Source organism: Bradyrhizobium sp. Unk1, from assembly GCF_059512345.1.
Genome location: NZ_JCAMOP010000023.1, coordinates 33,408 through 59,052 on the forward strand (window position 1 = coordinate 33,408; position 25,645 = coordinate 59,052).

A 25,645-nucleotide genomic window follows, 5' to 3' on the forward strand; every position below is an offset into this window, starting at 1 on the left:
CGCCACAAAGCGCTCGGAATGTTCGCACGCAAGCCTCCTGTTGGCACGTTCAGGGCACATCGAGTTTTGCGCTTGATTTCGGCGATCGCAAGCCGGCTCCATCGAAGGTCGAAATTTTCGGCGAGATTGTGCCATTTCGGTTGTACCGCAGCGCAGTTGCATCGCCGCTCGGTCGGCTCAACATCATCCTGCAGCGCAGAAAGCGATCTCAGGATAGGGACGGGTGCGTGAAATCGAAATGGCTCACAATCCCACCACTTGTGCGCTGCGTCCCGTATCGTCGCGTCTTGGGTGTCGTCGCCATATTTGCGTGGCACGAACTGCATAGTCATATGCCGGAATTCATGTCAGTTATGCGAGGTTTTGGTCTTCGGACAATACAACCTGCTGGCTGAGGGTAAGATCGAGCGTATAATCCGGTCTCTCCCCTAGGGCGTTTCCTGTAGTCCAGTGATCGATGCTGGGACGACTGGAGAGGGGGAGCTTCGAGATTGAGCGTTGAGTTCGACCTCGAAAACGACCCGGAAAGTTGGGTGCGTACCGTGAAGCCAAACAGTACTCCTGCTTGCGAGCCGACGCGTCCCTTTATCGACGGTCACCTGATTGGCCCGGACGCAATTGGCGATCGCTCATATTGGACACACTCCGAAGAGCTCCTTTTTGCGGTCCGCCCCTCACGGGGCGGGCGCTTCGTGTACGAGGCAATCAATCAGGCCTTCGAGGCTCTCCTTGGAATGTCGCAGCAGGAGGTCCGAGAGCTGGACGTCTTCGAATGTCTTGCCAAGGAAGACGCCGAGCGTCTCTGTGAAATCCTCAAGGGATGTCTTGCGGAAGGAACCGAGGCCAAAATCCACCACAGTCTGATGCTCGGCGGCTTGCTGCGGGATGTCGAGACAACCGTTGTTCCGATCCTCCATCCCATGGCCGGCAATGCGGCCCGGTTGATTGGCGGTCATCGGTTACTCCACAAGGAGGGTCTCGACTGTATGACTGAAGAGGCTGCTTTCCTTCACGGGGACGTCAGCCTGATGTCCATCCGCGAGGACATCCACCAGCGGATCGCATCGGAGCTTCATGATTCGACATGCCAGGAGCTGGTTGCCGCCAGTCTTGGTGTGATGCGTGTCCGCACTTGCCTCGATAACCCGCGCGGCGTCGAGCGGCTTTGCGATGATATCGACGCGTCGATCGACGCGGCACTCAAGGAAATCCGCTCCCTGACCTATCTGCTCCACCCCCAGGATCTGACGGACCGGGGACTCAAGGCGACGATCGAGCAGCATGCCTTGGGGTTTGGTGCACGTACGTCGTTGCGGGTGAGCACGAGGATACCCGCCGCCGTCGATAAGCTACCTTACGCGAGCCAGCTCTCGGTGCTGCGGGTCATTCAGGAGGCGCTCACGAACATATTCCGCCACGCGAAGGCGACGGAGGTCAGAATCGTCGTCGAGGCGATCGAGGGGCACTTCCATCTGACGATCAGCGACAACGGGCGCGGTTTTCCGGTCGATCACACCAAACGTGGCAACGGTGCGATATCGCCCGGTGTCGGCATTCCCGCCATGAGAGCGAGACTTAAGCAGCTTGGGGGCACGTTCGAGATCCGGTCCGATCCTGCACCGCGACACTCCGGCACGACGCTGTGCGCGGTGTTCCCGCATGGTCTCATGACCAAAAGGCGCAGCCGGCGCGCGTCACTGAAATCATAAGCCAGCGTGTGCACGGAATGACGGAGATCAGGGACTCCGAGGGCAGGCAGTCTCTGTCCGTCGGTTCCCGGAGTTCCCTCCATGAAACGAAGGCTGATCGACGATGATCGTGTCGCGGTCCGATTTGGGGTGCGCGCGGGCAAGGCCGGTCGATGTCTGATCGGAAACGCTGATCCTTGGTACATCCGCCCGGAGATATCAGGGTTTTGTAGGATAACCCATTGAGGGATAATCGGTAGATTGGCAAACCTGACTGCTGGAAATCTCCATCGATTGCCCGACAGGTTCTGGGCCCGCATACGGGAACGACGCCGTGAAACGCATCGTGGTTGCGGATGATCATGAAGTCGTACGTTCCGGGCTCCGAGCGATCGTTGAGAGCCGCTCGGACTGGATCGTGAGCGGAGAGGCGACCAACGGCGAGCAGGCCGTGGCTTTGGCGATGGAGACACGTCCGGACGTCGTGATAGCCGACTATTCGATGCCGCTGATGAACGGACTTGAGGTCAGCCGCCGCCTCAAGTCGATGCACCTGCGCACCGAAGTATTGATCCTGACGATGCACGAGAATGAGGAATTGCTGACTGAAGCCATCCTGGCTGGCGTTCGCGGCTTCCTGTTCAAATCGGACGCCAGTAGGCACCTGATCTTCGCGATCGAGGCCTTGCTCGATGGAAGACCTTACTTTACGGGCGTTCTGTTGGAGAAGTTGCTCCACGAATACCAGGCCGGCAAGCAAAATACGTCCGACATGCTGCTCACCGCGCGCGAGCAGGGCGTTGTCCAGCTTATTGCAGAGGGACACACAAATAAGTCGATCGGCGTCATCCTGAAGTTGAGCGTAAAGACCGTCGAGACTCACCGCGCGTCAGCGATGCGCAAGCTCAGAATGTCATCGACGGCCGAGCTGGTCCGCTACGCCGTTCGCAGGAAGCTCGTCAATCCTTGATGGAGCTTTCAATACGAGTCGCCGCGTCGCTAGCGATCAGCGACAACGCGTCGGAGCTGATCCGACCTGCGAGGTTCGCTTCTTCATTTGGCTGCCAACCTAGCCTTTTTTCCAAATGCGCTTTGAAATCGTTGAATAATCAAGCAGGTTTTGATTCCGCCATTCCTTCTCCGGCCCATCGTGGCTTCGCGATCGGCCCAAAGTTCATGGCGTGGCGGAGGCGCATGCCTTGACCCTGGCGGATTCCTCGCGAACGACCAGTCACGGATGACGCAGAGGGGGACCCCGATCCAAGGTGCGTCATTCCGACAATGAGAAATCCCGCTGCAGGTTCAATGCACGAAAAGCGGCTTACTTGTCGGAATGGGAATTGATCCAGCAACTAAATCACACGCCTCTCAATCAGCGAGTCCCGGGTTCGAGCCCTGGTGCGCCCACCAAGTAAAAGTCCTTCCTTTTCAATATTATCGCGCGATAGTGGCCGAGAACAAAACGGGTCTCGTGCGATGTTTGTTTTGGTCGGACGTCGCACGCCGGATTGCTGTGCAACTTATCCTTTGTTTCCCTATCCTCACTCCATTCGATACAGCGCGCAGACGCGATGATACAGGCCGATCACGTGCTCGTCGTAGAATAGGATATTCGGGCGAGCAAACGGACGATCCGTTCTGCCCCTCGGTTTGGGTGCCGTCTTCTCCAGAACCAGAATCGGATTGTTCGCTGCGGTGGGCGACTCGCTCCCCCACCCCACGATTTCCATCGCCGCGGTCCGAAGGCCGTGCGTCCCCACCTCGTTTTCGCGGTGCCTGATCCTTGTTCGATGGCCCAAAGCGCGCCAAAAAGAGCACTGCTCGATCTGACAACAGAATGGATTCATAGAACCATGGCAGGACGTCTTCCGTCGGTCCTCCTCGTTGAGGATGAGGTTTTTGTGCAGACGCTTCTGGCGGCTTATCTGGAGAAGGAAGGTGTCGCGGTGACGGTCGCATCCACGGCAGCGGAAATGCGTGCCGCGTTGCGTTTGCCGGATCAGCCCGTCGATGCCATCGCCCTCGACCTCGGTCTTCCCGACGAGGAGGGGCTCGCTCTCGTCCGGCAGTTGCGAACGCGGTTGGACGTGCCGATCTGCATCACGACGCGGGACGACTCCGCAGGCAGCCGCGCCGTCGCGGCGGAGCTCGGCGTCGACGACTATCTGGTCAAGCCGTTCCACCCGCGGCAGCTCGTCGCAAGCCTGATGGCCTTGCTCGGCCGCCGGAACAGCGAGAAGGGTGCGGCGATCCGATTCGAGGGGTGGTCGTTCGATCCCGCCGCACGCGTTCTGACGAATACGCAGGGACAGCCCATTCCGCTGCCTCCATCTGAATTCGACGTGCTGGCGGCCCTGGTGGCCGCGGCAGGACGCACCGTGTCGCGCGCGCAGCTGCTGGATGCCATCGCGTCAGACAGCATCGGTACCTCGTCGCGTGTGGTGGACGTCATCGTCAGCAGTCTGCGCCGCAAGCTGGGCGATCCGGCGCGCATGCCCCGATTGATCGTCACCGTACCCGGCATCGGCTACCGGTTCTGCGCCAGACCGGAATAGATGCGCCGGAGCTCTTCGGCGGAGCGTCCTGCCAGAGCAAGCATGGCGCTGACCTCCGTGTCGATCCCGTCCGTCCCCGATTGGGCGAGGCGATCCTCCAGGGTTGCCGCGGCCGTGCTTAGCCTTGTTAGTCCGGCAAGCCCCGCTGAGCCGGCCACCCGGTGTGCGGCTTGGCGCGCGCGCTCGTGGTCGCCGCGTTGCAGGGAGGCGTCGATCTCCGCCGCGCCCTGTTCGACTGCCGCCAAGGCTTGCCCGACCAGTCGACGGGCGGCCTCTACGCCGAGTGCTTGCTTCAGCGAAGCCAGAAAGTCCCTCTCGTGCGCCTGTGCGCCGACCCGCGCGAGCGGCCGGCCGGCGCAGACTGCGTCGATCGCGCGTTGCAGGTCGTCGGGCATCACCGGCTTGGACAGATAGCCATCCATGCCCGCTTCCAAGCAGCGTTCGACCACGCCCGACGCGACATTGGCGGTAACGGCAACAATCGGAACGGTTGCGCGGTCCCCCGGCAGGGTGCGGATGCGACGGACCAGCTCCGTTCCATCCATGCCGGGCATCTGGAGATCAGCCAACACCACATCAACCGGCTGCTCAGCCAATCGTGCGAGCGCCTGCGTACCATCATCAGCTTCCATCACACGGTGTCCCATCACGCCGAGCAAGCCGGAGAGAACAAATCGATTGTTTTCGTCATCGTCCACGACGAGTACGCTGCGCGACTTCCGCACGGCATCGCCTCGTTCATCGGGGGCCGGGGCTGCGATGTCGTCTGCTTCAGCCGGCGGGAGCGGTAATCGGACTTGAAAGGTGCTGCCCAGTCCTGGTGGACTGTCCGCCTTGATGCTGCCCCCCATGGCTTCAGTCAGTCGCCGGCAGATCGCAAGGCCAAGTCCGGTGCCGCCAAATCGCCGGGCAATCGATGCGTCGGCCTGCGTGAAGGGCTCGAATAGCCGGTCGTGTCTCTCTTGTGGGATGCCGATGCCGGTGTCCATCACCTCCAACCGGATCCAGTCGGCTTGGTCGGCGTCCGGCGCCGCGGACAGGAAAATCTCGCCGGTCTCGGTGAACTTCACGGCGTTGCCGACGAGGTTCAGCAGCACCTGCCGGAGCCGGTCGACGTCGCCCATCACCGCCGCCGGCAATGCCGGATCGGCGGTGACCGTGAGCAGCAGATGCTTCTGCTCGGCGCGCAGGCTCATGATCGCTTGGACATCTGCAAGCAATGCATGAAGGTCGAAGGGCGCGTAATTGGTTTCCAGCCTGTCGTCGGAGATCCTCGCAAAATCCAGGATGTCGCCGATGGTCGCCAGCATTGCAGCGCCCGTCCGCTCGGCGACATCGACCGCGGTGCGCACCTTGCCCGCCAGGGGCATGGATTTCAGCAGATGGATGGCACCGAGCATGCCGTTCATCGGCGTGCGGATCTCGTGGCTCATCACAGTCAGAAAATCCGACTTGGCGCGATTGGCTTCGTCCGCTGCAACCAGCGCGGCCTGAAGCTCGCGAGTGCGCTCGTCGACCGCTTGCTGCAAACGCTCCCGTTCGTGCTCCTTGATGTCCATCAATTCCTGCTGGGCTTGTGCTCTCGCGTTTTGCACCTCGCGGAGACGCCCGACCGCAACCAACATCAGCAGCAGCATGACGGTCAGATTGTTCCAGGCGATTTCCGAGCCTACGGACCAGGAGGCCGGCCACATGCCGAGAATGTGTCCGAGATACAGGAAAAACCTGAGGGCCCCGGGGCTGCTTGCGAGCAAGACCAGCCGGGCATTGCCAAAGCCGCGGCGCCAGCTATCGAGGACGGCGACGATCCATACGACCTCATAGACGACATGCAGGATAGTGAGCACAGAGGCGGCGGTTCGGTAGTCGCCGAAGGCGGCCCACAGCGATCCCGCCAACATTATGCCGCTGAATGCGCCAAGAATTCTCTGCCAAACCGCGATGCGATCCGTTCCGATGAACATTATTCCCATCGTGCAAAGAAGCACATGCGCGATCGGACCGAGGACACCCGGTGCGCGCAGGACGATATCCCCGCCGCCCGTGAGGAAGTAGCGGTACAAAAACCCCTGGAAGGCTATGTCGTAGACGATTTCGGCTATGGCCCCGGCGCCAAGCGCCAGGAAGACTCGATCACGCCGGAGCAAGCCCGGCACCAAAGCGAGGATCGCGATAGTCGACATCGATCCGATCAACAACATCTCGATGAGTGCGTCTGGCGCCTCCGCCTCCTGGAACGTGGCGGGGCTCCACACGCTGGTCTCGATGCTGATTGAAGAGCGACTTTGCACGCGCAGCACGACGACGATCCGCTCCCCCGGCGCGAGCGTAACGGGAAACACGGACCGGGCCGCTCTGACCGGACGGCTTTCGAGGGGCATCCGGTTGCCGGCGAGCAATGTTTCGGAAGGCTTGTCCTCGCCGGGCGCAAACCGGAAATAGCGCACGTCCTCCAGCCGCACGACTCCGACGGACAGCCACCGCGTGACCGGTTGATCGCTGCTGTTATAGAACGTCCCGCGCAGCCAGAAGGCAGAACTGGTGAATCCCCGGGTCAACGCTCGGGGCGACGCTGGACTCCACCCCGGATGCCTGAGCACCTCTTCGGCGGAGAGCCGGCCGTCGCGGTCTTCCAGGAGCGACAAAGATTGCACGAGCAACAGGTGATCCGCGACGCGCGCCAGATCCACGTCATCCTTACCGGCCGCTGCGAAACCACTGGGCAGCGTCAGTCCCGCCAGCAGAACCGTCAGCGCGAGCACGCAGACCGCCATGCGGCGCCTCAGAGCGGCGCGGTGTGCCAGAACAGCCGCCGTCAAGAGTGCGCGCCCTTAACGTATGGGGAGCGGATGCAGTCAGAAGTGATCGACATGGGATGGGAGCCGGGCGGAACGTTGCGAGCAGCGGTCCTTAACATCTTCCCGGTGTTGATGCAGCGCAGATGTTTCCGAGCGGCGCGTCGATCGCGTCGCTGATTGCGGCGCGGCTCTTTGTTGGTACGTCAGGATCGGCCAAACGCGTCGGTGCGCCTTGGTAGCAAAGCCATCCTGACCACGAACGCGCGCATCGTCCTTACATGCATTTACAACGCGCAATGGCATTCCCCGACAAATTCGACGTGAGGGAGGGTAAGCAGGCTTGGGGTGAGTCGCTCATCGCGAGTCGGCTTTTGGAAGTGGGTTCGCGGCCTTCGGGCTGCCGGCGCTGTTGGGGTGGACATGAGCGTTCTTGGAATGCGGCCGGCGGTGCCGACGGTGATCGTTGCGACTTTGACGCGAGGGTTGAAATCATCGGCTGCTGGGATACGGCACGCGCTGCTTGGCACGACGGCGCTGATCGCGGTCGGGACGGCGGCGATCGTCTCGGCAGGCGATGCGAAAGCACAGACCTGGAATGGCGGCAACGGCGATAGTTGGGGGGACAGCACCAAGTGGACGCCCGGGACCGTGCCGAACGCAGTCGATGCGGTCGCGACATTCAACGCGACCAATTCTGTCGGAGGGATCTCCATCGTTAATGTTGGGGGCGGCCCGTTTACGGTGGGCACCCTCAATGTCAACGCCACCGCCGCCGCCATTGCCGCCCGCAGCGGCTTCCAGTTCGCTGTGGGCGGCGTGCTGATCATGCAGGCCAGCACGGGGTCTGCAGCGATCAATGTGCAAACCCAGTCCACCGGGGTCAATCCGCCCGACGTGGCGGCTAACCTTCAACTCAATTCGAACACGGTGATCACGACGGCGTCGACCAGCGCGTCGTTCGGGGTAATCGGGACAGTTAGCGGCGCCGGATCCGTGACGATCTCCGGCCCCGGTACGGTCGGCTTCTCCAGTTCCAACTCCTACACCGGCGGGACGATCGTCAATGATGGCAAGTTCTGCGTTTGTTCCGCTGGGGCCTTGGGCAACACGGCCAACAGTCTGGCAGTGAATGGCGGCATACTCCAACTCTACCGCGTAACGGAAACCCAGAATGGTGGCGTTACCCAGACCGGCGGCAGGATCCAGGGTATAGCGGCGGCGCTGAGCACCACTACCTACCGAATGACGGGCGGCCAGCTGGACATATCCGTCAACGCATCGACGGCCTTCGATATGCAGGCGGGCGGCGTGAGCGGTATCCTGGCGGGATCGGGCGGGCTGACCAAGACGACGAACGGCGCCGTCTTCCTCACGGGCGCCAATACCTACACCGGCGGGACGATCGTCAACGGCGGCACCCTCGGCATTCAATCCGGGGCGAGCTTAGGCGACACGGCCAACAGTCTGGCGGTGAATGGCGGCATACTCAAACTCTATGGCACCACGCAAACCCAGAACGGTGGCGTCACCCAGGCCGGCGGCACGATCCAGAACGGGACGCTGAACACCACCACCTACCAGATGACGCGTGGCACGCTGGACTCGTCGGCAACCATCAACGCATCGACGGCCTTCGATATGCAGGCTGGCACCGTGAATGGTGTCCTGGCGGGATCGAGCGGGCTGACCAAGACGACGAACGGCGTCGTCACCCTCGCGGGCGCCAATAGCTATACCGGGGCCACGACGGTCAATGGCGGCACGCTGGAGGTGGATGGCTCGATCGCGGGCGCATCGGCCGTCACGGTGAACACGGCCGGCACGTTGTCCGGCACGGGCCGTCTCGGCGCGACCACCATCATGAGCGGTGGCACGCTCGCGCCGGGCAATGCGGCAAGCCCGACCGGCTCGCTGAACATCAGCGGCAATCTCGTGCTCCAGTCCGGCGCCATGTACCTGATGCAGGTGACCCCGTCGGCTGCGGCGAACACCCTAGTCACGGGCACGGCGACGCTCGGCGGCGCCGCGGTCAATGCGGTATTCGCCAATGGCAGCTATATCGAGAAGAAATACAACATCCTCACCACGAGTGGTGGCGTGTCCGGGACCTTCGCGTCGACGGTCGCGAACACCAATCTTCCGGCGAATTTCCACACCAGCCTCAGCTACGATGCCAACAACGCCTATCTCAATCTGGCGCTGAACTTCACGCCGGGCCCGTCGGCGCTGAGCTATGGCGGCGGCCTCTCCCGCAATCAGCAGGCGGTCGCCAATGCGTTCATCAATTCCTTCAACAGCAACGGCGGCATTCCGCTGGTCTATGGCGCGCTGAACGGGGCGGGATTGACGCAAGCCTCCGGCGAGCTTGGCACAACCGTGCAGCAGGGGACGTTCGTTGCGATGGGCCAGTTCATGGGCCTTCTCACCGATCCCTTCGCGGGACGCGCTGGCGGGCCGGGCGCAACGAGCGACGCGACCGGCTTTGCAGACGAGCAGGGCGCGAGCGCGTATGCGGCGCGCAAGGCGACCGATGCGTTTGCGATGTTCACCAAGGCGCCGCCGCGCAGCTTCGAGTCGCACTGGAGCGTGTGGGCGGAGGGCTTCGGCGGTTCACAATCGACTGACGGCAATGCGGTCACCGGGTCGAACAACACGACCAGCAGCATTTACGGCACCGCTGTGGGTGCCGACTATCTGGTCGCTCCGAACACGCTTGCCGGCTTCGCGCTCGCCGGCGGCGGCACGAACTTTGGCGTGAATGGTCTCGGCTCCGGCCGTTCCGACCTGTTCCAGGCCGGCGCCTATGTGCGGCATAGCAACGGCCCGGCATATGTCTCCGCCGCGCTCGCCTATGGCTGGCAGGACATCACCACCAACCGCGTGGTGACGGTCGCGGGCATCGATCACCTGCGCGCCGAGTTCAATGCCAATGCCTGGTCCGGGCGCCTCGAGGGTGGGTATCGCTTCGTCGCACCTGTGGCGGGTGGTGTCGGCATCACCCCCTACGCCGCGGCGCAAGTCACGGCGCTTGACCTTCCTGCCTACGCCGAACAGGTCGTGTCCGGTGCGTCGGCGTTTGCGGTGGCCTATGGCGCGAAGGGCGTGACCGACACGCGCAGCGAACTGGGCATTCGCTCCGACAAGTCGTTCGCGATGCAGAACGGCGTGTTGACGCTGCGTAGCCGCTTTGCCTGGGCGCATGACTACAATCCGGACCGCGCGGTCGCGGCGACCTTCCAGGCGCTGCCGGGCGCAAGCTTCGTCGTCAACGGTGCGGCGCAGGCGTCCGACTCCGCGCTCACCACGGCATCCGCCGAGCTGAAGTGGGCGAACGGCTGGTCCGCGGCGGCGACCTTTGAAGGGGAGTTCTCGACCAGCACGCGCAGCTACGCCGGCAAGGGCGTCGTCCGTTATGCGTGGTGAAGAGTCAGGCAGCTGTTACGCTTCTGCGCAAATGCCGTGCTTCCAGTTTCGAGTGGAGGTATCGAGGCCACGAAAACGATTGGAGATCAAACGTTGAGGGCGAGATCCGCCCGTTCGCGACGCAGTCGCCCAGCATTAAATGACAAGATTCCCCCGGGGACAAATGTCCCGACCGCTTCGGATAACGGCCAGTATAACGGTCGACTGTGATCGTGCGACGAATGCCCATTTTCGGCCGGACAAGCCCAGGGGTGCGACCGGCAAGTCATTGATTGCTCTCAACCCGTGGCCGACTCTTAATCAGGGGGTCCCAGGTTCGAGCCCTGGTGCGCCCACCAAATAAAAGGCCTTCTTCTTCAATAAATTGCGAGGAGGTCCGCCGAGAACGAAACGGGTCTCGTGCGACGTTTTTTGTGGTCGCACGTCGCCCGGCCGGATTGCTGGGCGACTTTTCCTTTCTTTCTTTATCTCCACCCCATTCGATACGGCGCGCTGATCCGATGGTACAGATCGATCACATGCTCATCGTAGAATAGGATATTAGGGCGAGCAAAACGGACAATCTGTTCTGCCCGTCGCCGCAGGGTACGGCTTGCTGCAGAACCAGAACCGGATTGTCGGTTCGGGGGTTCATGAGCAAAAACCTTAAGCTGCTCAACGCATCGCCGTCACAGTCTCGGTACAGCGCAAATAGCCATGGTCGTTGGGCATCGTGTGCGGTCGTGCTCATGTCCGTGGGATTACAGCGCGTACCGTATCCCTGTAATGCGCCAGCGAGGTTGGCTGGCTGCGACTCGTCACCTTGGATGCTATCATGCGCCAAGAAGCTGACGTATGCCTGCTGGCGTCCATTACTTCTGAGCACTTCGGAACCGCCGATTTGCCACCAGTGCGCCGGCCAGAGCCGTCCATCCGGTCTGATGCGAGGCGCCAAGTCCTTCGCCGGTATCGCCGTGAAAGTATTCGTAGAAGAGCAAAGAATCGCGCCATGCCCCATCGCGCTGGAAGCGTGAATCCGATCCCAGTGCTGGTCGCCGGCCGTCTGAGTCTCGGAGGAATAATCTGAGCAATCGGCGCTCGAGTTCTTCGGCCACTTGCTCGAGACTTGCTTGCCGACGCGATCCTGTAGGCAATTCAACCGTAAAGTCTTCGCCAAGGTTGGTATGAAGATGTCGTAGCGACTCGATCGCAAGAAAATTGAGCGGAAACCAAATCGGTCCGCGCCAGTTTGAATTGCCGCCGAACAGCCCTGTTCGAGATTCGCCAGGCTCATAGTCAAGACGGGCAACATGTCCATCCATGTTGACGATAAGTGGATGTTCGCGGTGGTAACGCGACAAGGATCGCAGCCCGTAAGACGACAAAAATTCTGATTCGTCGAGCATACACGCGAGAATCCGCTTCATGCGCGACTTGCCCACCAGCGAGATCAGCCGAGGGCGTTCATTGGTCGCAGGTGTGTGCAGGAATTCTGCAAGGCCAGGCTTGTTTTCGATGTACCAGCGCGCGCGCTTGCGGAACATCGGCAGTCGGTCCCACAGCGTCGCATCGAGCTGTACCGCCGCAAAGATTGGCAACAGTCCCACCATAGAACGTGCGCGCACCGTGAAAGTCGAGCCGTCGCGCTTGCGAAGCCGATCGTAGAAAAAGCCGTCTTTGTCATCCCACAGCTTGTTCATAGCGGTCGCGATTAAGGCGAAATGCTCGAAGAACTTTACCGCGACGTCCTCGTAGCTAGGCTGGTGGTTGGCAAGCAGGAGAGCCATCTCCAGCATGTTGAGACAGAACTTAGCCATCCAGGCGGTGCCATCCGACTGCTCCAGGACATCGCCATCAGGGTGCATTTGCGAGCGGTCGAACGGGCCGATGTTGTCGAGACCGAGAAAGCCGCCCTCGAATACGTTGTCGCCACACGCGTCCTCTCGATTTACCCACCAGGTGAAGTTGATCAGGAGCTTTTGAAACGCGCGAGCTAGAAAGTCGAAATCGGTGCCGCCATCGATCCGGAACACCGCAAGCGTGGCCCACGCCTGAACTGGCGGATTTACGTCTCCGAAATTCCATTCATACGCCGGCAACTGGCCGTTCGGGTGCATGTACCATTCGCGCGCCAGCAGCAGCATTTGATGCTTCGCTGCTGAGGGGTCGATGTGCGCCAGCACCACGCAATGGAAGGCGAGGTCCCAGGAGGCATACCATGGATACTCCCATTTGTCGGGCATGGCGATGATGTCGTGGTTGTTGAGATGGCGCCAGTCCGCGTTGCGACCAGACGCGCGAGCGTCGGGCGGACGTATGGTGTCGCCGTCGAGCCAGCGCGCGACGTCGTAGTGGTAGAACTGCTGGCTCCACAGCATGCCAGCGAACGCTTGTCGCATCACGGCGGCCTCATCGTCGCTCGCGCCGTCAGGGGTCAGCGCTGCATAGTACTCGTCTGCTTCGCGCCTACGCTCGGCATGGATTCGCTCGAAGTCTGCTCCGAGGTTCGCAGCCTGGTCGCGTCCATCACGTGCCAGGCGAAGCCTGAGCTCGACCGTTTCGCCGGCAGCGACTTTGAGGCGATACCAGCAGGCCATTTTTGTACCCCGCCTCGCAGGATTTACGGTCGCCGCACCGTGAACGACATGGTCGTTGATGCCGTCCTTCGGATAGGGCGTCTGCTCGGTGGTGACGCCATACAGGTATCGGGCATTGGTTTCGTTTTCACAGAACAGCAACGGCGGCGGCCTTCCGGCTGGGTCCGCCCCGGCAGTGAAGCGCCAGCGGCCCAGCAGTTCTTCTTCAGCGATCGCGCCGACGTTGCCGGTCTCAGTCGTCGCCTGGATAATCGGCCGCGCGATGCCAGCCTCCCAGGACCAACGGTTGCGGAACCACAGTGTCGGAAGCACCTGAAGCTCAGCTGCGTCGGATCCGGCGTTTCGAACGCTGATGCGCACGCATACGTCGTCGGGTGATGCTTTGGCGCAATCCGCCGTGATCTGCCAGTAACGATCCCCTTCGAAAACACCGGTATCCAGGAGTTCAAATTCGGGCTCGTCCTTGTTGCGCCTTGCGTTCTCCTGCCGAAGCAACGCGTAGGGAAACTCTAGCTGGGGATAGTGGTAACGCCAACGAAGCCACGAGCTGGTCGGTGTTGCGTCGATATACCACCAGCACTCTTTGGCGTCCTCGCCGTGATTTCCTTCTGGACCACCGAGACCGAAGATACGTTCCTTCAGGAAGGGGTCACGTCCATTCCAAAAGGAGAGAGCAAAACACAGGCGCTGCGATTGATCGCAAAGGCCGGCAAGACCGTCCTCGTTCCACCGATAGGCGCGCGAGCGCGCGTGTTCGTATGGGAAGTATTGCCAGACTTTGCCATCGGCACTGTAGTCTTCGCGCACGGTGCCCCAAGCCCGCTCACTAACGTAAGGCCCGATCGCTTTCCAGTCGCCGGGAGTATCGGGCGAGGAGTCGGCAAGCCTTGCATGCTCAGCCGAACGGGGGCGACGTTGCCCGACATCGTCCATGCTATGCGGCTTTCGAGGGTTGCAACAGCGCCTTAACCGTCGCGACGATATGATCGACGGTGAATCCGAACTCCTGCTGCAACGCCTTCAGCGGAGCGGAACCGCCAAATGTGTGCATGCCAATGATTCGGCCAGTTCTCCCGACGTACCGCTCCCAGCCGAATGTGGACGCCTGCTCGATCGCAACGCGGGCTGTGATCTCAGGTGGCAAGACGTCATCGCGGTATTCCTGGGTCTCGCGTTCGAAGACATCCCAGGACGGCATCGAGACCACGCGCGAACGGATACCATCGAAGCTAAGTCTCTCATGAGCGTCGGCCGCGAGACTCAACTCGCTGCCGGTGGCAATCAAGATGATGTCTGGCGTGCCCTGAGGGGGGTCGGCAAGCACATAGGCGCCTCGCGCCACCCCGGATGCCGATGCATACTTGCTGCGATCGAGGATCGGTAACGGTTGGCGAGACAGCGCCAGCAGGGCTGGCCGATGACGAAGCTGCATGACGTAGCGATAGGCCTCGACCACTTCGTTGGCATCACCCGGCCGGAACAGCGTCAGACCTGGCATTGCTCGCATTGAGGCGAGCTGCTCGATCGGCTGGTGCGTTGGGCCATCTTCGCCATCGCCCATCGCATCATGGGTGAAAACAAAAACGACCGGTAATTCCATCAGTGCAGCGAGTCGCATCGCGGGCCGAGCGTAATCGCTGAAGATCAGGAATGTCGCGCCGAACGGCCGCAATTTCGACAGTGCGAGACCGTTCAGGATTGCTGCCATCGCATGCTCGCGGATGCCGAAATGCAAATTCTTGCCACCCGGTGTGGCGGCCTGGACATCTCCTGCGCCTTCATAGGTCAAAAGCGTCTTGGTCGATGGACCCAGATCGGCCGAACCGCCGATTAACCAGGGAACGTTCTGCGCCAGAACATTCAAGACCTTTCCCGAAGCTTCACGACCCGCGACGCCCTTCGAATCCGCTTGGAATATCGGCAGGTTGCGGTCCCAACCTTCCGGAAGTATCCGTTGTTGCATCTGGTCGATCTCGGTTGCCAGTGCCGCATACTTCGCACGGTAACCAGCGAATAGGTCCTCCCATCTACGACGAGCCTCAGCGCCTCGCACGCCAACGCCGGCGGCAAAATGTTCGCGAACGCCGTCTGGCACGAGGAAATCTGAGTTTTCCGGCCAACCGTAGGCGCGCTTGGTGAGCTCGACTTCTTCAACACCGAGCGGTTCGCCATGTGCCGCAGCAGTATCGTGGCGGTGTGGCGAGCCATATCCGATGTGACTACTGAGTATCACCAGCGTCGGCCGGCCTTTCGTATCCCGGAACGTCGTCAAGGCCCGTTCGATGCCCGCGGTATCGTTGGCATCACTAACGTACAGGATGTTCCAGCCGTAGCCGGTGAAACGGACGGCTACATCTTCCGTGAAGGCCAGCCGTGTGCTGCCTTCTATCGTGATATGATTGTTGTCGTAGATCCAGCACAGGTTATCAAGGCCGAGGTGGCCGGCCAGCGACGCCGCTTCCGAGCTGATGCCTTCCATCAGGCAGCCGTCGCCGCATACGGCGTAAATATCGTAGTCGAAGATGGTAAAGTCCGGCTTGTTGTATCGCGCAGCGAGCCAGCGCTGCGCGATCGCCATACCGACGCTGGTCGCGATACCTTGTCCGAGCGGGCCGGTGGTGGTCTCGACGCCGGATACCAGATGGTATTCGGGATGTCCTGGCGCGTGACTCCCAAGCTGGCGAAAGCGGCGGATATCGTCGAGGGTAACAGCAGGCCTTCCCAACGTCTCGTAGTCGGCATTCACGGCCTGCGTGCGGGTAAGGTAAAGCACGGACCACAGCAGCATCGACGCGTGGCCGTTCGACAGCACGAAGCGGTCGCGACCGGGCCAGATCGGATCTTGCGGATCGAACTGCATGACTCGATTCCATAGCGTATAGACAAGTGGAGCAAGCGCCATCGGCGTGCCCGGATGGCCGGAGTTCGCGGCCTGAACTGCGTCAATCGACAGTGTGCGGATGGTGTTGATCGCGAGTTGGTCGAGTTCGGCGTCCGTCATGGCTGATTCCCTCCCGCGGGTGTCGATAACATGGCCGCTGGCGCGCCGTCAGCGATAGGCTGCCGCCATCGAGTGCGTCACACGACCGTTGGGTTGAGCCAGCCGCCCGGCGGTGTGACATTCTTGTCCACTTCGTGAGGCCCCCAGCTTCCTGCATGGTATTCGTAGACGGGTGTCGTCTTTCTCAAGACCGGATCGACAATCCGCCAGGCTTCTTCGACGTAGTCCTGTCGTGCAAACAGCGTCCGATCGCCGTTCATCGCGTCGCCGAGCACGCGTTCATATGCATCCATCTCCTCTGGGCCAGGGCGCCGGCTGGCCAGCAACTCGACAGGCTCCCCGATTTCTCGATCATCCTCATCCATCACCATCGTGCCGAGAGCAATGGCCATGTCGGGATTGATGCGAAACCGCAAGTAATTCGGTATCGCGGCGCTATGGGGGAATATCCGCGGCGCCTCACGAAGGCGTACGATTACCTCCGTGCAAGTCACGGGAAGCAATTTTCCGGCTCGGATGTAAAATGGCACTCCCTGCCAGCGCCAGGAGTCGATCTCCAGCCGGAGCGCGGCGAACGTCTCCACCTGCGACTCCGGAGCAACGCCTGGCTCCTGCCGGTAGCCGCGAAACTGTCCGCGCACCAATTCGTTCTCAGCGATCGGCGGAATCGATCTCAGAACCTTGGCTTTCTCGTCACGCAGCGATTCGCTGTCGGATCGGGCCGGCGGCTCCATCGCGAGATTCGCCAACACCTGAAACAGATGATTTTGGATAACGTCGCGAATTGTGCCGGTTTGGTCATAGAAGGCGCCGCGACCCTGCACGCCGAAATTCTCCGCCATCGTGATCTGCACGCTGCTCACGAACTTGCGGTCCCAGAACGACTCCAGGAAGGCGTTTGCGAAGCGAAAGAAGACCATGTTGTGAACAGGTCGTTTTCCGAGATAGTGGTCGATGCGGAAGATGTGATCTTCGTCGAACCTGGCGAGCAGGATCCTGTTGAGGTTCCGTGCGGAGGCGAGATCATGCCCGAATGGCTTCTCCACAATGACACGCGCGCCGTTTGTGCAATTGGCAGTGTCGAGATGCTCCACTACGGTTGCAAACAAGGCGGGTGGGATCGCCAAATAATGTGCCGGCCGCTGCGCCGAACCGAGCTGCTTGCGAAGGGCGTCGAACGTAGTGGGATCGGCATAGTCGCCGTCTACGTAACGTAAAAGACCGGCTAGCTTGTCAAACGCAGCGGCGTCGAGGCCGCCGTGCTTTTCGAGGCTATCTCGTACTCGGGCCTTGAGCTGGTCGAGGGTCCAGCCGGCCTTCGCGACGCCGATGACGGGCACATCGAGGTGGCCCCGCTTCAGCATGGCTTGCAGCGACGGAAAAATCTTCTTGTAGGCAAGATCGCCGGTTGCGCCGAAAAATACCAATGCGTCGGATCTGGGTTCGCTCAAGGCCATCTGGGTCTCTCACTGGCTGCCTTTTTCCAAGTGTCCACCGAACTCGTAGCGCATCGCCGAAAGCAGCCTGTTCTGGAAATCGGCCTCGCCGCGAGAACTGAAGCGTTCGTAAAGCGCCGTCGTCAGAACCGGGGCGGGCACTGCCTCGTCGATCGCTGCTGCGATGGTCCAGCGTCCTTCGCCGGAGTCGGATACGCGCCCAGCGAATTTGGAAAGCGCCGGATCTTCCAGCAATGCCGTTGCCGTCAAGTCTAGAAGCCACGACGCGACCACGCTGCCGCGCCGCCACACTTCTGCGATTTCGGGCAGATTCAGGTCATACTGGTAGTGCTCGGGAACGCGAAGCGGCGTTGTTTCGGCGTCCGCCGCGTGCGTCTGCTTGCCAATGTTCGCGGCGCGCAGGATACCAAGCCCCTCGGCATACGCCGCCATCAGCCCGTACTCGATACCGTTATGGACCATCTTGACGAAATGACCGGCTCCGCTCTGCCCGCAGTGGAGATAGCCATGCTCGCAGGTGCCGGCGGCGGCGTGCTCTCGTCCCGGCGTGCGCGGGATTTCGCCGACGCCCGGAGCAAGCGTCTTGAAGACCGGATCCAGCCGCTGCACTGCCTGGTCAGGACCACCGATCATCATGCAGTAGCCGCGCTCGAGACCCCACACACCGCCACTGGTGCCGACATCTACATAATTAATGCCCTTCTGAGCCAGTTCCTTGGAGCGCCTGATGTCATCGATGTAGTACGAGTTGCCGCCGTCGATCAGAATGTCGCCGGCTTCAAGCAGCGGCAGCAGATCGCGGATCGATGTATCCACGACGGCCGCAGGAACCATCAACCAGATCGCGCGCGGCTTTTCGAGCTTCTTCGCGAAATCCTTCAGCGAGGAGCTTCCTGTCGCGTTGTCTTTCACCAGTTCCGCAACGGCATTCGGCGACATGTCGAAGACGACACATTGGTGACCATGCCGGACAAGTCTTCGCACCATATTGGCGCCCATTCGGCCGAGGCCGATCATTCCGAGTTGCATGAGTGGCTCCTGTTTTTAAGCTGCGGCGTTATTATCTCCCCGTGCGCTGGTAACCTGGCGTTTCGAAATCAGTGTCTAGTGCAACCTGTCCCTGAACCTGCGATGTCGGCGGATCAAGGCGTTGGTCGAGCTGTCGTGGGCGAATTTGGGTTCGGCTTCGTTGGTCAGTTCGGGGATGATGCGTTGCGCCAGCACCTTGCCGAGTTCGACACCCCATTGGTCGAATGAATCGACTTGCCAAATTGCGCCTTGAGTGAAGACGTTGTGCTCGTACAGTGCGACGAGTTTGCCCAGCGCCGCGGGTGTCAGCTGTTCCATCAGTATCGTATTGGACGGTCGGTTTCCCTCGAATACGCGATGCGGAACGAGCCAATCGGCCGATCCCTCTGCGCTTACTTCGTCAGGTGTCTTGCCAAACGCTAACGCTTCGCCCTGCGCGAAGACGTTCGCGAGCAACATGTCGTGCTGTTGTCCAAGTCGGTTGAGTGTCTTGTGAAAGGCGATGAAGTCGCAGGGAATGAGACGGGTGCCCTGATGGATGAGCTGGTAGAACGAGTGCTGACCGTTGGTCCCGGGCTCACCCCAATAGATCGGACCGGTGTCGTAGGTGAGAGGATTACCATCGAGCGTGACGTGCTTGCCGTTACTCTCCATCGTTAGCTGCTGGAGGTATGCCGGGAACCGTTTCAGGTACTGCTCATAAGGTAGCACCGCTACGGTCGGCGCGCCGAAGAAATTATTATTCCAGATGGCAAGCAGCCCCATTAGTACCGGCATGTTGCGCTCGAAGGGCGCGGTGCGGAAATGCTCGTCAATTTCATGGAAGCCGCCGAGCATGGCGCGAAAGTTGTCGGGACCGATAGCAAGCATCGTCGAAAGTCCGATCGCCGAATCCATGGAGTATCGACCGCCAACCCAGTCCCAGAAGCCAAACATGTTGGCGGTGTCGATGCCGAACTTCGTCACTTCTTTCGTATTTGTCGACACCGCGACGAAATGCTTCGCGACCGCCTCCTCGTCGCCCCCAAGCCCCGCGAGCGACCAGTTGCGCGCGCTCCCGGCGTTGGTCATGGTCTCGAGGGTTGTGAAGGTCTTGGAAGAGATAACGAAGAGCGTCTCCGCTGGATCGAGATCGCGGGTCGTTTCCGCAAAATCGGTGCCGTCCACGTTGGAGACGAACCGGAACGTCATGGCGCGATCGCTGTAATGCTTGAGCGCCTCGTAGGCCATCACCGGCCCCAGATCGGAGCCGCCGATGCCGATGTTGACGATGTTACGGATTGGCTTTCCGGTGTGGCCGCGCCACGCACCGCCGCGTACGCGATTGGAAAAATCGGCCATGCGGTCGAGCACCGAATGGACCTCGGGCACAACGTCCTCGCCGTCGGCCGGGATCGATTGCCCCTTCGGCGCGCGGAGCGCGACATGCAGGACGGCCCGCTTTTCGGAAACGTTGATCTTCTCGCCTGCGAACATCGCATCGATCCGCGCGCGGAGCCCGGACTGTTGGGCCAGTTCCAACAGCAGAGCCAGCGTTTCGCCGGTAATGCGGTGCTTCGAGTAGTCGAGGTAGAGTCCGGCTGCTTCGACCGTCAGGCGCTCGCCGCGTTTGGGGTCTTGAGCAAAGAGCTCGCGCAGATGCAAGCGATCGATCTTCTGAAAATGGGCGGACAAGGCCTTCCAGGCTGGAAGCTCGGTGACCGTTTTCGTGGTAGTTGCCATTATCGCTCCTTTTGACGCGCCATGGCGGCTTGCGCAGTCTGTTTGCGCGAGCGAGTGATCGTTCCCTTCGGCGGACCTTCCCACATCCTGAAGCCGCCCTTGAACGCGTTGGCATTATCGCCAAGACGGCATAGTGGTGGCAGTGTTTTCAACTTTGTCGCGTTGCCGCCGCCCAACACGACGTCCTCGGGTTGGAGAGCCGCAACCAAAGATTCAACGACATCTTCGACGTGCTTCCGCCATGCTTTCCTGCCAAATTCCTCCAGCGCGCGGGCGCCGACATAGTCTTCGTAGGTCCGCTTCTTGTAGGCTAAGTGCGCAAGCTCCATCGGCTCCACGATGCCATCGACGATCATCGCCGAGCCGAGTCCCGTCCCGAGCCCGAGAAACAGCATTTTGCCGCCCCGGTAGCTGCCGAGCGCCTGCATCGCCGCATCGTTGATGACTTTCGTCGGCAGTTTGAATGCCGCAGCGAAGTTGAAGCCCATCCAGCCCTTTCCCAGATTGTGAGGTTCCGCCATAGGCCGGTCATGCACAACCGGGCCGGGATAGCCAATCGAGACGAGGTCATACTCCCAGCCATCGGCCAGCTTTTTCACGCTCGATACCATCTGCCGGGCCGTTAGGGTCGGCCCGGAGTCAATTTCTCGTTTAACTTTTTCGCCGGAGGCAAGGATCTTGACGTGGGTGCCGCCCACGTCAACGACCAGTATGTTCATGGAAGACCTTTGTCTCGATTGGAATTTAGCTTGCCTTCTTGAGCACCTCGGTCTTGGCGGAGATGACACTCATCAGCTCATTCCAGGATTTGACAAACGATTTGGCGCCCTCATCCTGCAATGTCGCTGCTAGCGCTTCGATGTCGACGCCGGCCTTCGCGAATTGCGAGAGTACGACTTCGGAATCGCCGCCGTCGGACGACAAAATCTCTCCAATTTCGCCGTGATCGGCCACGGCCTTCACCGTGCTTTCCGGCATGGTGTTCACCGTAAGCGGCGCGGCCAACGCCTTGATGTATAAAACGTCAGACGCTGCAGGGTCCTTGGTTCCTGTGCTCGCCCATAACAGGCGCTGTGGCCGCCCACCCTCGTTGTAGATGCGCCGCGAACGGGCCGAGGAGAGCAACTCGCAAGCCGACTTGTAGGTTCGTTTCGCGATTGCAATACCAAGTTGATTGCGCAATTGGGCGGGCACTTCTTTCGCTACGGCGGCATCCCAGCGGCTGACGAAGACCGACGCAACGGATCCAACATTTGGACTTAGACCGGCCGCAATCCGACGCTCGATGCCGCGCAGGTATGCCTCGGCGGCAGCGAGATAGTGCTCCCGGCTGAACAAAAGCGTCACATTCACGGGCACGCCGGCAAAGATCGACTCTTCGATGGCGGGCAACCCTTCTCGTGTACCGGGTATCTTGATGAAGAGGTTGGGGCGTTTCGCCTGCGCATGCAACTCCTTAGCCGCCGCGATTGTGCTGGCCGTGTCATGCGTGAGAAGTGGCGAGACCTCGAGCGAGACCCACCCGTCTACACCGTTGGTGCGGTCCCAAATCGGGCGGAACAGGTCTGCTGCCTGGACAAGATCTTCGATTGCGAGCTCGAAGAATAGCGTCTCGCCCGACTTTCCCTCGGTGAGCTTGCTGCGGATCGCTGAATCATAGTGAGAGCTGTTCTTGATCGCTTGGTCGAAGATTGTCGGGTTCGATGTGAGTCCCGTCAGCGAGAAGTCGGCGATGTAGCGCCTCAAAGTGCCGCTGGTCAGCAGGTCGCGGCTGATGTTGTCGAGCCAAACGCTCTGTCCGAGTTCATGGAGCTTTTGCGTTGCATTCATCGTTTCACCTCCGCAGCTTCGAGCGGTGGGGCTGCCGCAAGCAGGCGACCCAGATCGTAGTCGAGTAGGTCTCCGATCCGGTCCACAGTCACGTCGGGTGTGGCGAAGGAGGACAGGGCGTTCACGTCGTGTGCGTATTGTCCTTGTCGGGGAAGAACGGTGGTGACGCGGTTGCCCCAGGCCTCCTTGACCGCGGCAAGGATACGCGGCTTGTCATCAACCAGAACGTAGTGCAGCGCCGGATAGCGGGCCTCGACATCATCGAGCGCGAGTTCCTTGTGGATGTAGATCAGCACGTGTGAGTTGACTGCCTCCGAAAGTCCCGAGCGCTCAACCTTGCGGGGTTGAAAGACGACGTCGCCATCGGTGAGAAGGACGGTTGGGCCCCACTGACGTAGTCGTTCGAGCACATCCAGGGACCCCGGATACAAACGGTTGGCGAACGGGTAATCGACCAGGAATGACGACATGGACAATAGGTGCATGTCCTGCGGGTGTTCGACACGGTACCGCTGGAGTGCACCGAGATAGTCTCGATACCCCAGTTCTTGGAACAGCTCCTCCAGAATTGCCCAGTACCGATCGCGACAAGGGGCACCGTACCGGCGCTCGAGGTAGGCTTTGATGTCGGCCTGGATGCGGTCGTTATCGAGAAGTGTATTGTCGACATCGACCAGAAAGACGACCTGGTTCATCGGCCTTACCCTTACGCAACTCTCTGCGATATGCTCATCGTACGCGCGTAACACGCACGGACATTTCAAGACTATGTTACTCCGACTAGCGCTCAGTGCGCGAAGCTCGGTGCGAACCGACCTTCGACGTGCCCGATGTCATTCCACAGCCGGATCGCTGGTTCTGACTGATCGTGTTCGTACCCGAGCATGCTCAGGCTTGCAGTGTCGAGTGTGAAGAGTCGTCCGGCCTCCGCATCGAGGCCTAACCAGCGTGCCGCCAGAACCCGGAGAAAATGCCCGCTCGAAAACAACAACACGTTACCTGGGATGTTGCGAACGCGCTCCACGATGCGATCGGCCCGGGCACCGACTTGATTCGGTGCTTCTCCTCCCGGACAGCCGTCGCGAAACAATTGCCAGCCCGGACGTTCTTCATGGATCTCGGTTGTGCGACGCCCCTCGTACTGGCCGTAATTCCATTCCAGCAGATCGCGGTCGGGTTCCGCTTCGACGCTGAAGCCAGCCAGCTCGCATGTCTGGACCGCTCGCTTCAGGGGGCTCGTGAACACTTTTGCGAAAGTGAAGCCTAGCAACCGCGCGCGCAAACTTTGCGCATTGAGTTCGCCGCGCTCGGTGAGAGGCAAATCTGTGAGGCCAGTATGCTGGCCCGAGAGGCTCCACGCCGTCTCGCCATGCCTTGCAAGGCAAATGATCGGAAGGACGGCGTTCATGGTCTCGCCCCTTCAGTCGAGGCTTTCGGTGCATAGCGTCGATGAACTCGGAACACTTCGTGGCTAAGCGATATCTATCGCGGGCATCGCAGCACGCCGCGCTGTGGCGGGATCGAAAGCGTAGTCCGACTTCTTCAACCAAGCAACGGCAAGCACTGTAGCGGTGGGAAATTTCGCGCGAACACGTGTGCGACAGCGGTGTTGACGTGTTCCTTGGTGTAAATGACCGGCCGCGGGCGAGATGAGCGAGGTTGCGAGCCAAAAGGTTGCATTGACGCTACGCCTATCTTGGGGCTCGATCAGCGTCGAGCGGAGGAGACGAGATCATGGGCTACAAGCCGATCGAATCCTACGGCGTCATCGGCGACCTGCACACCGTTGCCTTGGTTGGCATTGACGGGTCCATCGACTGGTGTTGCCTGCCGCACTTTGACTCGCCGAGCGTCTTCGCGGCAATTCTCGACGACCAGAAAGGAGGCTCATTCCGCATCGCCAGCCTCTACGAGGCGCAGTGCAAACAGATGTACATGCCTGACAGCAACGTCCTGGTGACGCGCTTTCTTAGCGACCAGGGCGTCGGTGAGGTCGTGGACTTCATGCCGATCCAAGGCGCGCGCGAGATCAGAAAGATCCACCAGATCGTCCGGGTAGTGCGGGCGGTGCGCGGGTCGGTCCGCTTCCGCCTCGACTGCCGGCCGGCCTTCGACTTCGCGCGCCGGCCCCACCAGGTCGTCCTGGAGGGCCGGGGAGCGATCTTCGAGGCACGAGGCATGAAAGTCTCGCTAGTCAGCCGCTTCCCGCTTGGTCGGCAGGGCGATGGCGTCGCTGCCGAGTTCGTCCTTAACCCCGGCGAGACGACCACGTTCATCCTCCGCCAGGTGGAGGAGACCAGCCAAGACAGCGTTCATGATGGGGTCCTGCTCGAGGCGCGGCTGGTCGGCACGGAGGCCCTGACGCAGACCCTGGCCTTTTGGCGGCAGTGGCTGAGGAAGTGCAACTATTCGGGTCGCTGGCGCGAGATGGTCCACCGCTCGGCGCTGGTGTTGAAGCTGCTGACGTTCGCGCCGACCGGCGCGATCGTGGCGGCGCCGACCTGCGGTCTGCCGGAAGAGATCGGCGGGGTGCGCAACTGGGACTATCGCTATACTTGGGTGCGCGACGCCGCCTTCACCAATTACGCCTTCCTACGCCTGGGGCTCACGTCGGAGGCGGAGCAGTTCATGGCCTGGTTGGGGCAGCGGGCCGTCGAGGGTGCCCGGGGCGACCCTTTGCAGACTATGTATCGTATCGACGGCGGGCGCGAACTGCCCGAGGAGATCCTCGGCCACCTCGATGGCTACCGCGGGTCGCGTCCAGTGCGAGTCGGCAACGCCGCTGCCGACCAGCTGCAGCTGGACATCTATGGCGAGCTGATGGATGCGGTCTACCTGTACGACAAGTACGGGACGCCGATCGCCTATGACTCCTGGCGTCACGTGCGCAAGATGCTGGACTGGGTGACGAGCAACTGGGAGCGAGCCGACGATGGCATCTGGGAGGTACGCGGTGGACAACAGCAGTTCGTGTACTCCAAGGTGCAGTGCTGGGTGGCGTTGGACCGAGCGATCCGCCTTGCGCAGAAGAGGAGTCTGCCGCTGGATCGCGCCCGCCTGGCTGCGGAGCGGGACCGCATCTACGAGACTATCATGACGCACGGCTGGAACACCGAGCGGCAGACGTTCGTGCAGCACTTCGCCACTGACGCGGTGGATGCGTCCAATCTGATCATGCCGCTCGTCTTCTTCCTGTCGCCGACCGACCCCCGCATGCGCGGGACGCTGGATCGGATCATGGCGGAGCTGGTTTCCGACAGCTTGGTACACCGCTACGAGATCGGCAGAGGAGCTGGCGACGGCCTGACCGGGAGCGAGGGGACGTTCAATATGTGTACGTTCTGGCTGGTGGAAGCGCTGGCCCGGGCGGGCCGCGCCGAGGAGGCCCGCTTCATCTTCGAGAAGATGCTGACCTACGCCAACCACCTCGGCCTGTACGCCGAGGAGACGGGTCCGCGTGGCGAAGCGCTGGGCAACTTCCCGCAGGCATTTACTCACATCGGGTTGATAAGCGCCGCGTTCAACCTGGACCGCCGGCTGGGCGTGGGACCTTGAGTGGGGGGCGG

15 protein-coding genes and 1 tRNA gene are annotated in these 25,645 nt (G+C 61.1%); 6 read left to right on the top strand and 10 right to left on the bottom strand.

Annotated features, from left to right (window positions below; all coding sequences use genetic code 11):
- The first annotated feature begins 491 nt into the window (after positions 1-491).
- From AC5ZFO_RS27305 to AC5ZFO_RS27315, 3 genes are all read left to right on the top strand, one after another.
- Positions 492-1,709, top strand: coding sequence for a sensor histidine kinase (locus AC5ZFO_RS27305; RefSeq protein ID WP_282523595.1), 1,218 nt, complete (start codon positions 492-494; stop codon positions 1,707-1,709).
- Between the two features lie 313 nt (positions 1,710-2,022).
- Complete coding sequence (locus tag AC5ZFO_RS27310) at positions 2,023-2,658, top strand: response regulator transcription factor (RefSeq protein ID WP_282523594.1); 636 nt, start codon at positions 2,023-2,025, stop codon at positions 2,656-2,658.
- An 883-nt stretch (positions 2,659-3,541) separates the two neighbouring features.
- On the top strand, positions 3,542-4,243 hold the full coding sequence (locus tag AC5ZFO_RS27315) for a response regulator transcription factor (protein WP_282523593.1): 702 nt from the start codon (positions 3,542-3,544) through the stop codon (positions 4,241-4,243).
- On the opposite strand, the gene AC5ZFO_RS27320 is transcribed toward AC5ZFO_RS27315, so the two are convergent.
- Positions 4,216-7,017, bottom strand: a complete 2,802-nt coding sequence (locus tag AC5ZFO_RS27320; RefSeq protein ID WP_282523592.1) for a hybrid sensor histidine kinase/response regulator — start codon at positions 7,015-7,017, stop codon at positions 4,216-4,218. The two genes, AC5ZFO_RS27315 and AC5ZFO_RS27320, sit on opposite strands and share 28 nt — an antisense overlap.
- Positions 7,018-7,476: 459 nt before the next feature.
- Between AC5ZFO_RS27320 and AC5ZFO_RS27325 the strand changes: the two genes are divergently transcribed.
- Complete coding sequence (locus AC5ZFO_RS27325) at positions 7,477-10,464, top strand: autotransporter outer membrane beta-barrel domain-containing protein (RefSeq protein ID WP_496122823.1); 2,988 nt, start codon at positions 7,477-7,479, stop codon at positions 10,462-10,464.
- Between the two features lie 249 nt (positions 10,465-10,713).
- Positions 10,714-10,802, top strand: a tRNA-OTHER gene (locus tag AC5ZFO_RS27330).
- A gap of 513 nt (positions 10,803-11,315) precedes the next feature.
- On the opposite strand, the gene AC5ZFO_RS27335 is transcribed toward AC5ZFO_RS27330, so the two are convergent.
- The 9 genes from AC5ZFO_RS27335 to AC5ZFO_RS27375 all read right to left on the bottom strand — a co-directional run bounded on the left by AC5ZFO_RS27335 (position 11,316) and on the right by AC5ZFO_RS27375 (position 23,487).
- A complete protein-coding gene (locus AC5ZFO_RS27335; RefSeq protein ID WP_282523590.1) occupies positions 11,316-13,973 on the bottom strand; it encodes an MGH1-like glycoside hydrolase domain-containing protein in 2,658 nt (885 codons plus the stop codon).
- A 1-nt stretch (position 13,974) separates the two neighbouring features.
- A complete protein-coding gene (tkt, locus tag AC5ZFO_RS27340; RefSeq protein WP_282523589.1) occupies positions 13,975-16,041 on the bottom strand; it encodes a transketolase in 2,067 nt (688 codons plus the stop codon).
- A gap of 77 nt (positions 16,042-16,118) precedes the next feature.
- A complete protein-coding gene (gene zwf / locus AC5ZFO_RS27345) occupies positions 16,119-17,492 on the bottom strand; it encodes a glucose-6-phosphate dehydrogenase (protein ID WP_282523620.1) in 1,374 nt (457 codons plus the stop codon).
- 15 nt (positions 17,493-17,507) lie between these two features.
- On the bottom strand, positions 17,508-18,527 hold the full coding sequence (gene gnd / locus AC5ZFO_RS27350) for a phosphogluconate dehydrogenase (NAD(+)-dependent, decarboxylating) (protein WP_282523588.1): 1,020 nt from the start codon (positions 18,525-18,527) through the stop codon (positions 17,508-17,510).
- A gap of 75 nt (positions 18,528-18,602) precedes the next feature.
- Complete coding sequence (gene pgi / locus AC5ZFO_RS27355; protein ID WP_496122824.1) at positions 18,603-20,249, bottom strand: glucose-6-phosphate isomerase; 1,647 nt, start codon at positions 20,247-20,249, stop codon at positions 18,603-18,605.
- Positions 20,249-20,968 carry an ROK family protein gene (locus AC5ZFO_RS27360; protein ID WP_282523586.1) on the bottom strand — a complete coding sequence of 240 codons (720 nt, stop codon included), beginning with the start codon at positions 20,966-20,968 and terminating at the stop codon, positions 20,249-20,251. The genes pgi and AC5ZFO_RS27360 overlap by 1 nt, the downstream gene beginning before the upstream one ends.
- Before the next feature lie 25 nt (positions 20,969-20,993).
- Positions 20,994-22,079 carry a transaldolase gene (tal, locus tag AC5ZFO_RS27365; RefSeq protein ID WP_282523585.1) on the bottom strand — a complete coding sequence of 362 codons (1,086 nt, stop codon included), beginning with the start codon at positions 22,077-22,079 and terminating at the stop codon, positions 20,994-20,996.
- Positions 22,076-22,774: an HAD family hydrolase gene (locus tag AC5ZFO_RS27370; RefSeq protein WP_282523584.1), complete on the bottom strand. Its 699-nt coding sequence runs from the start codon at positions 22,772-22,774 to the stop codon at positions 22,076-22,078. The genes tal and AC5ZFO_RS27370 overlap by 4 nt, the downstream gene beginning before the upstream one ends.
- A gap of 92 nt (positions 22,775-22,866) precedes the next feature.
- Positions 22,867-23,487, bottom strand: coding sequence for a histidine phosphatase family protein (locus AC5ZFO_RS27375; protein ID WP_282523583.1), 621 nt, complete (start codon positions 23,485-23,487; stop codon positions 22,867-22,869).
- A gap of 326 nt (positions 23,488-23,813) precedes the next feature.
- Here AC5ZFO_RS27375 and AC5ZFO_RS27380 point away from each other — a divergent pair, with 326 nt between their 5' ends.
- Positions 23,814-25,634, top strand: a complete 1,821-nt coding sequence (locus AC5ZFO_RS27380; protein WP_282523582.1) for a glycoside hydrolase family 15 protein — start codon at positions 23,814-23,816, stop codon at positions 25,632-25,634.
- The last annotated feature ends 11 nt before the right edge of the window (positions 25,635-25,645 follow it).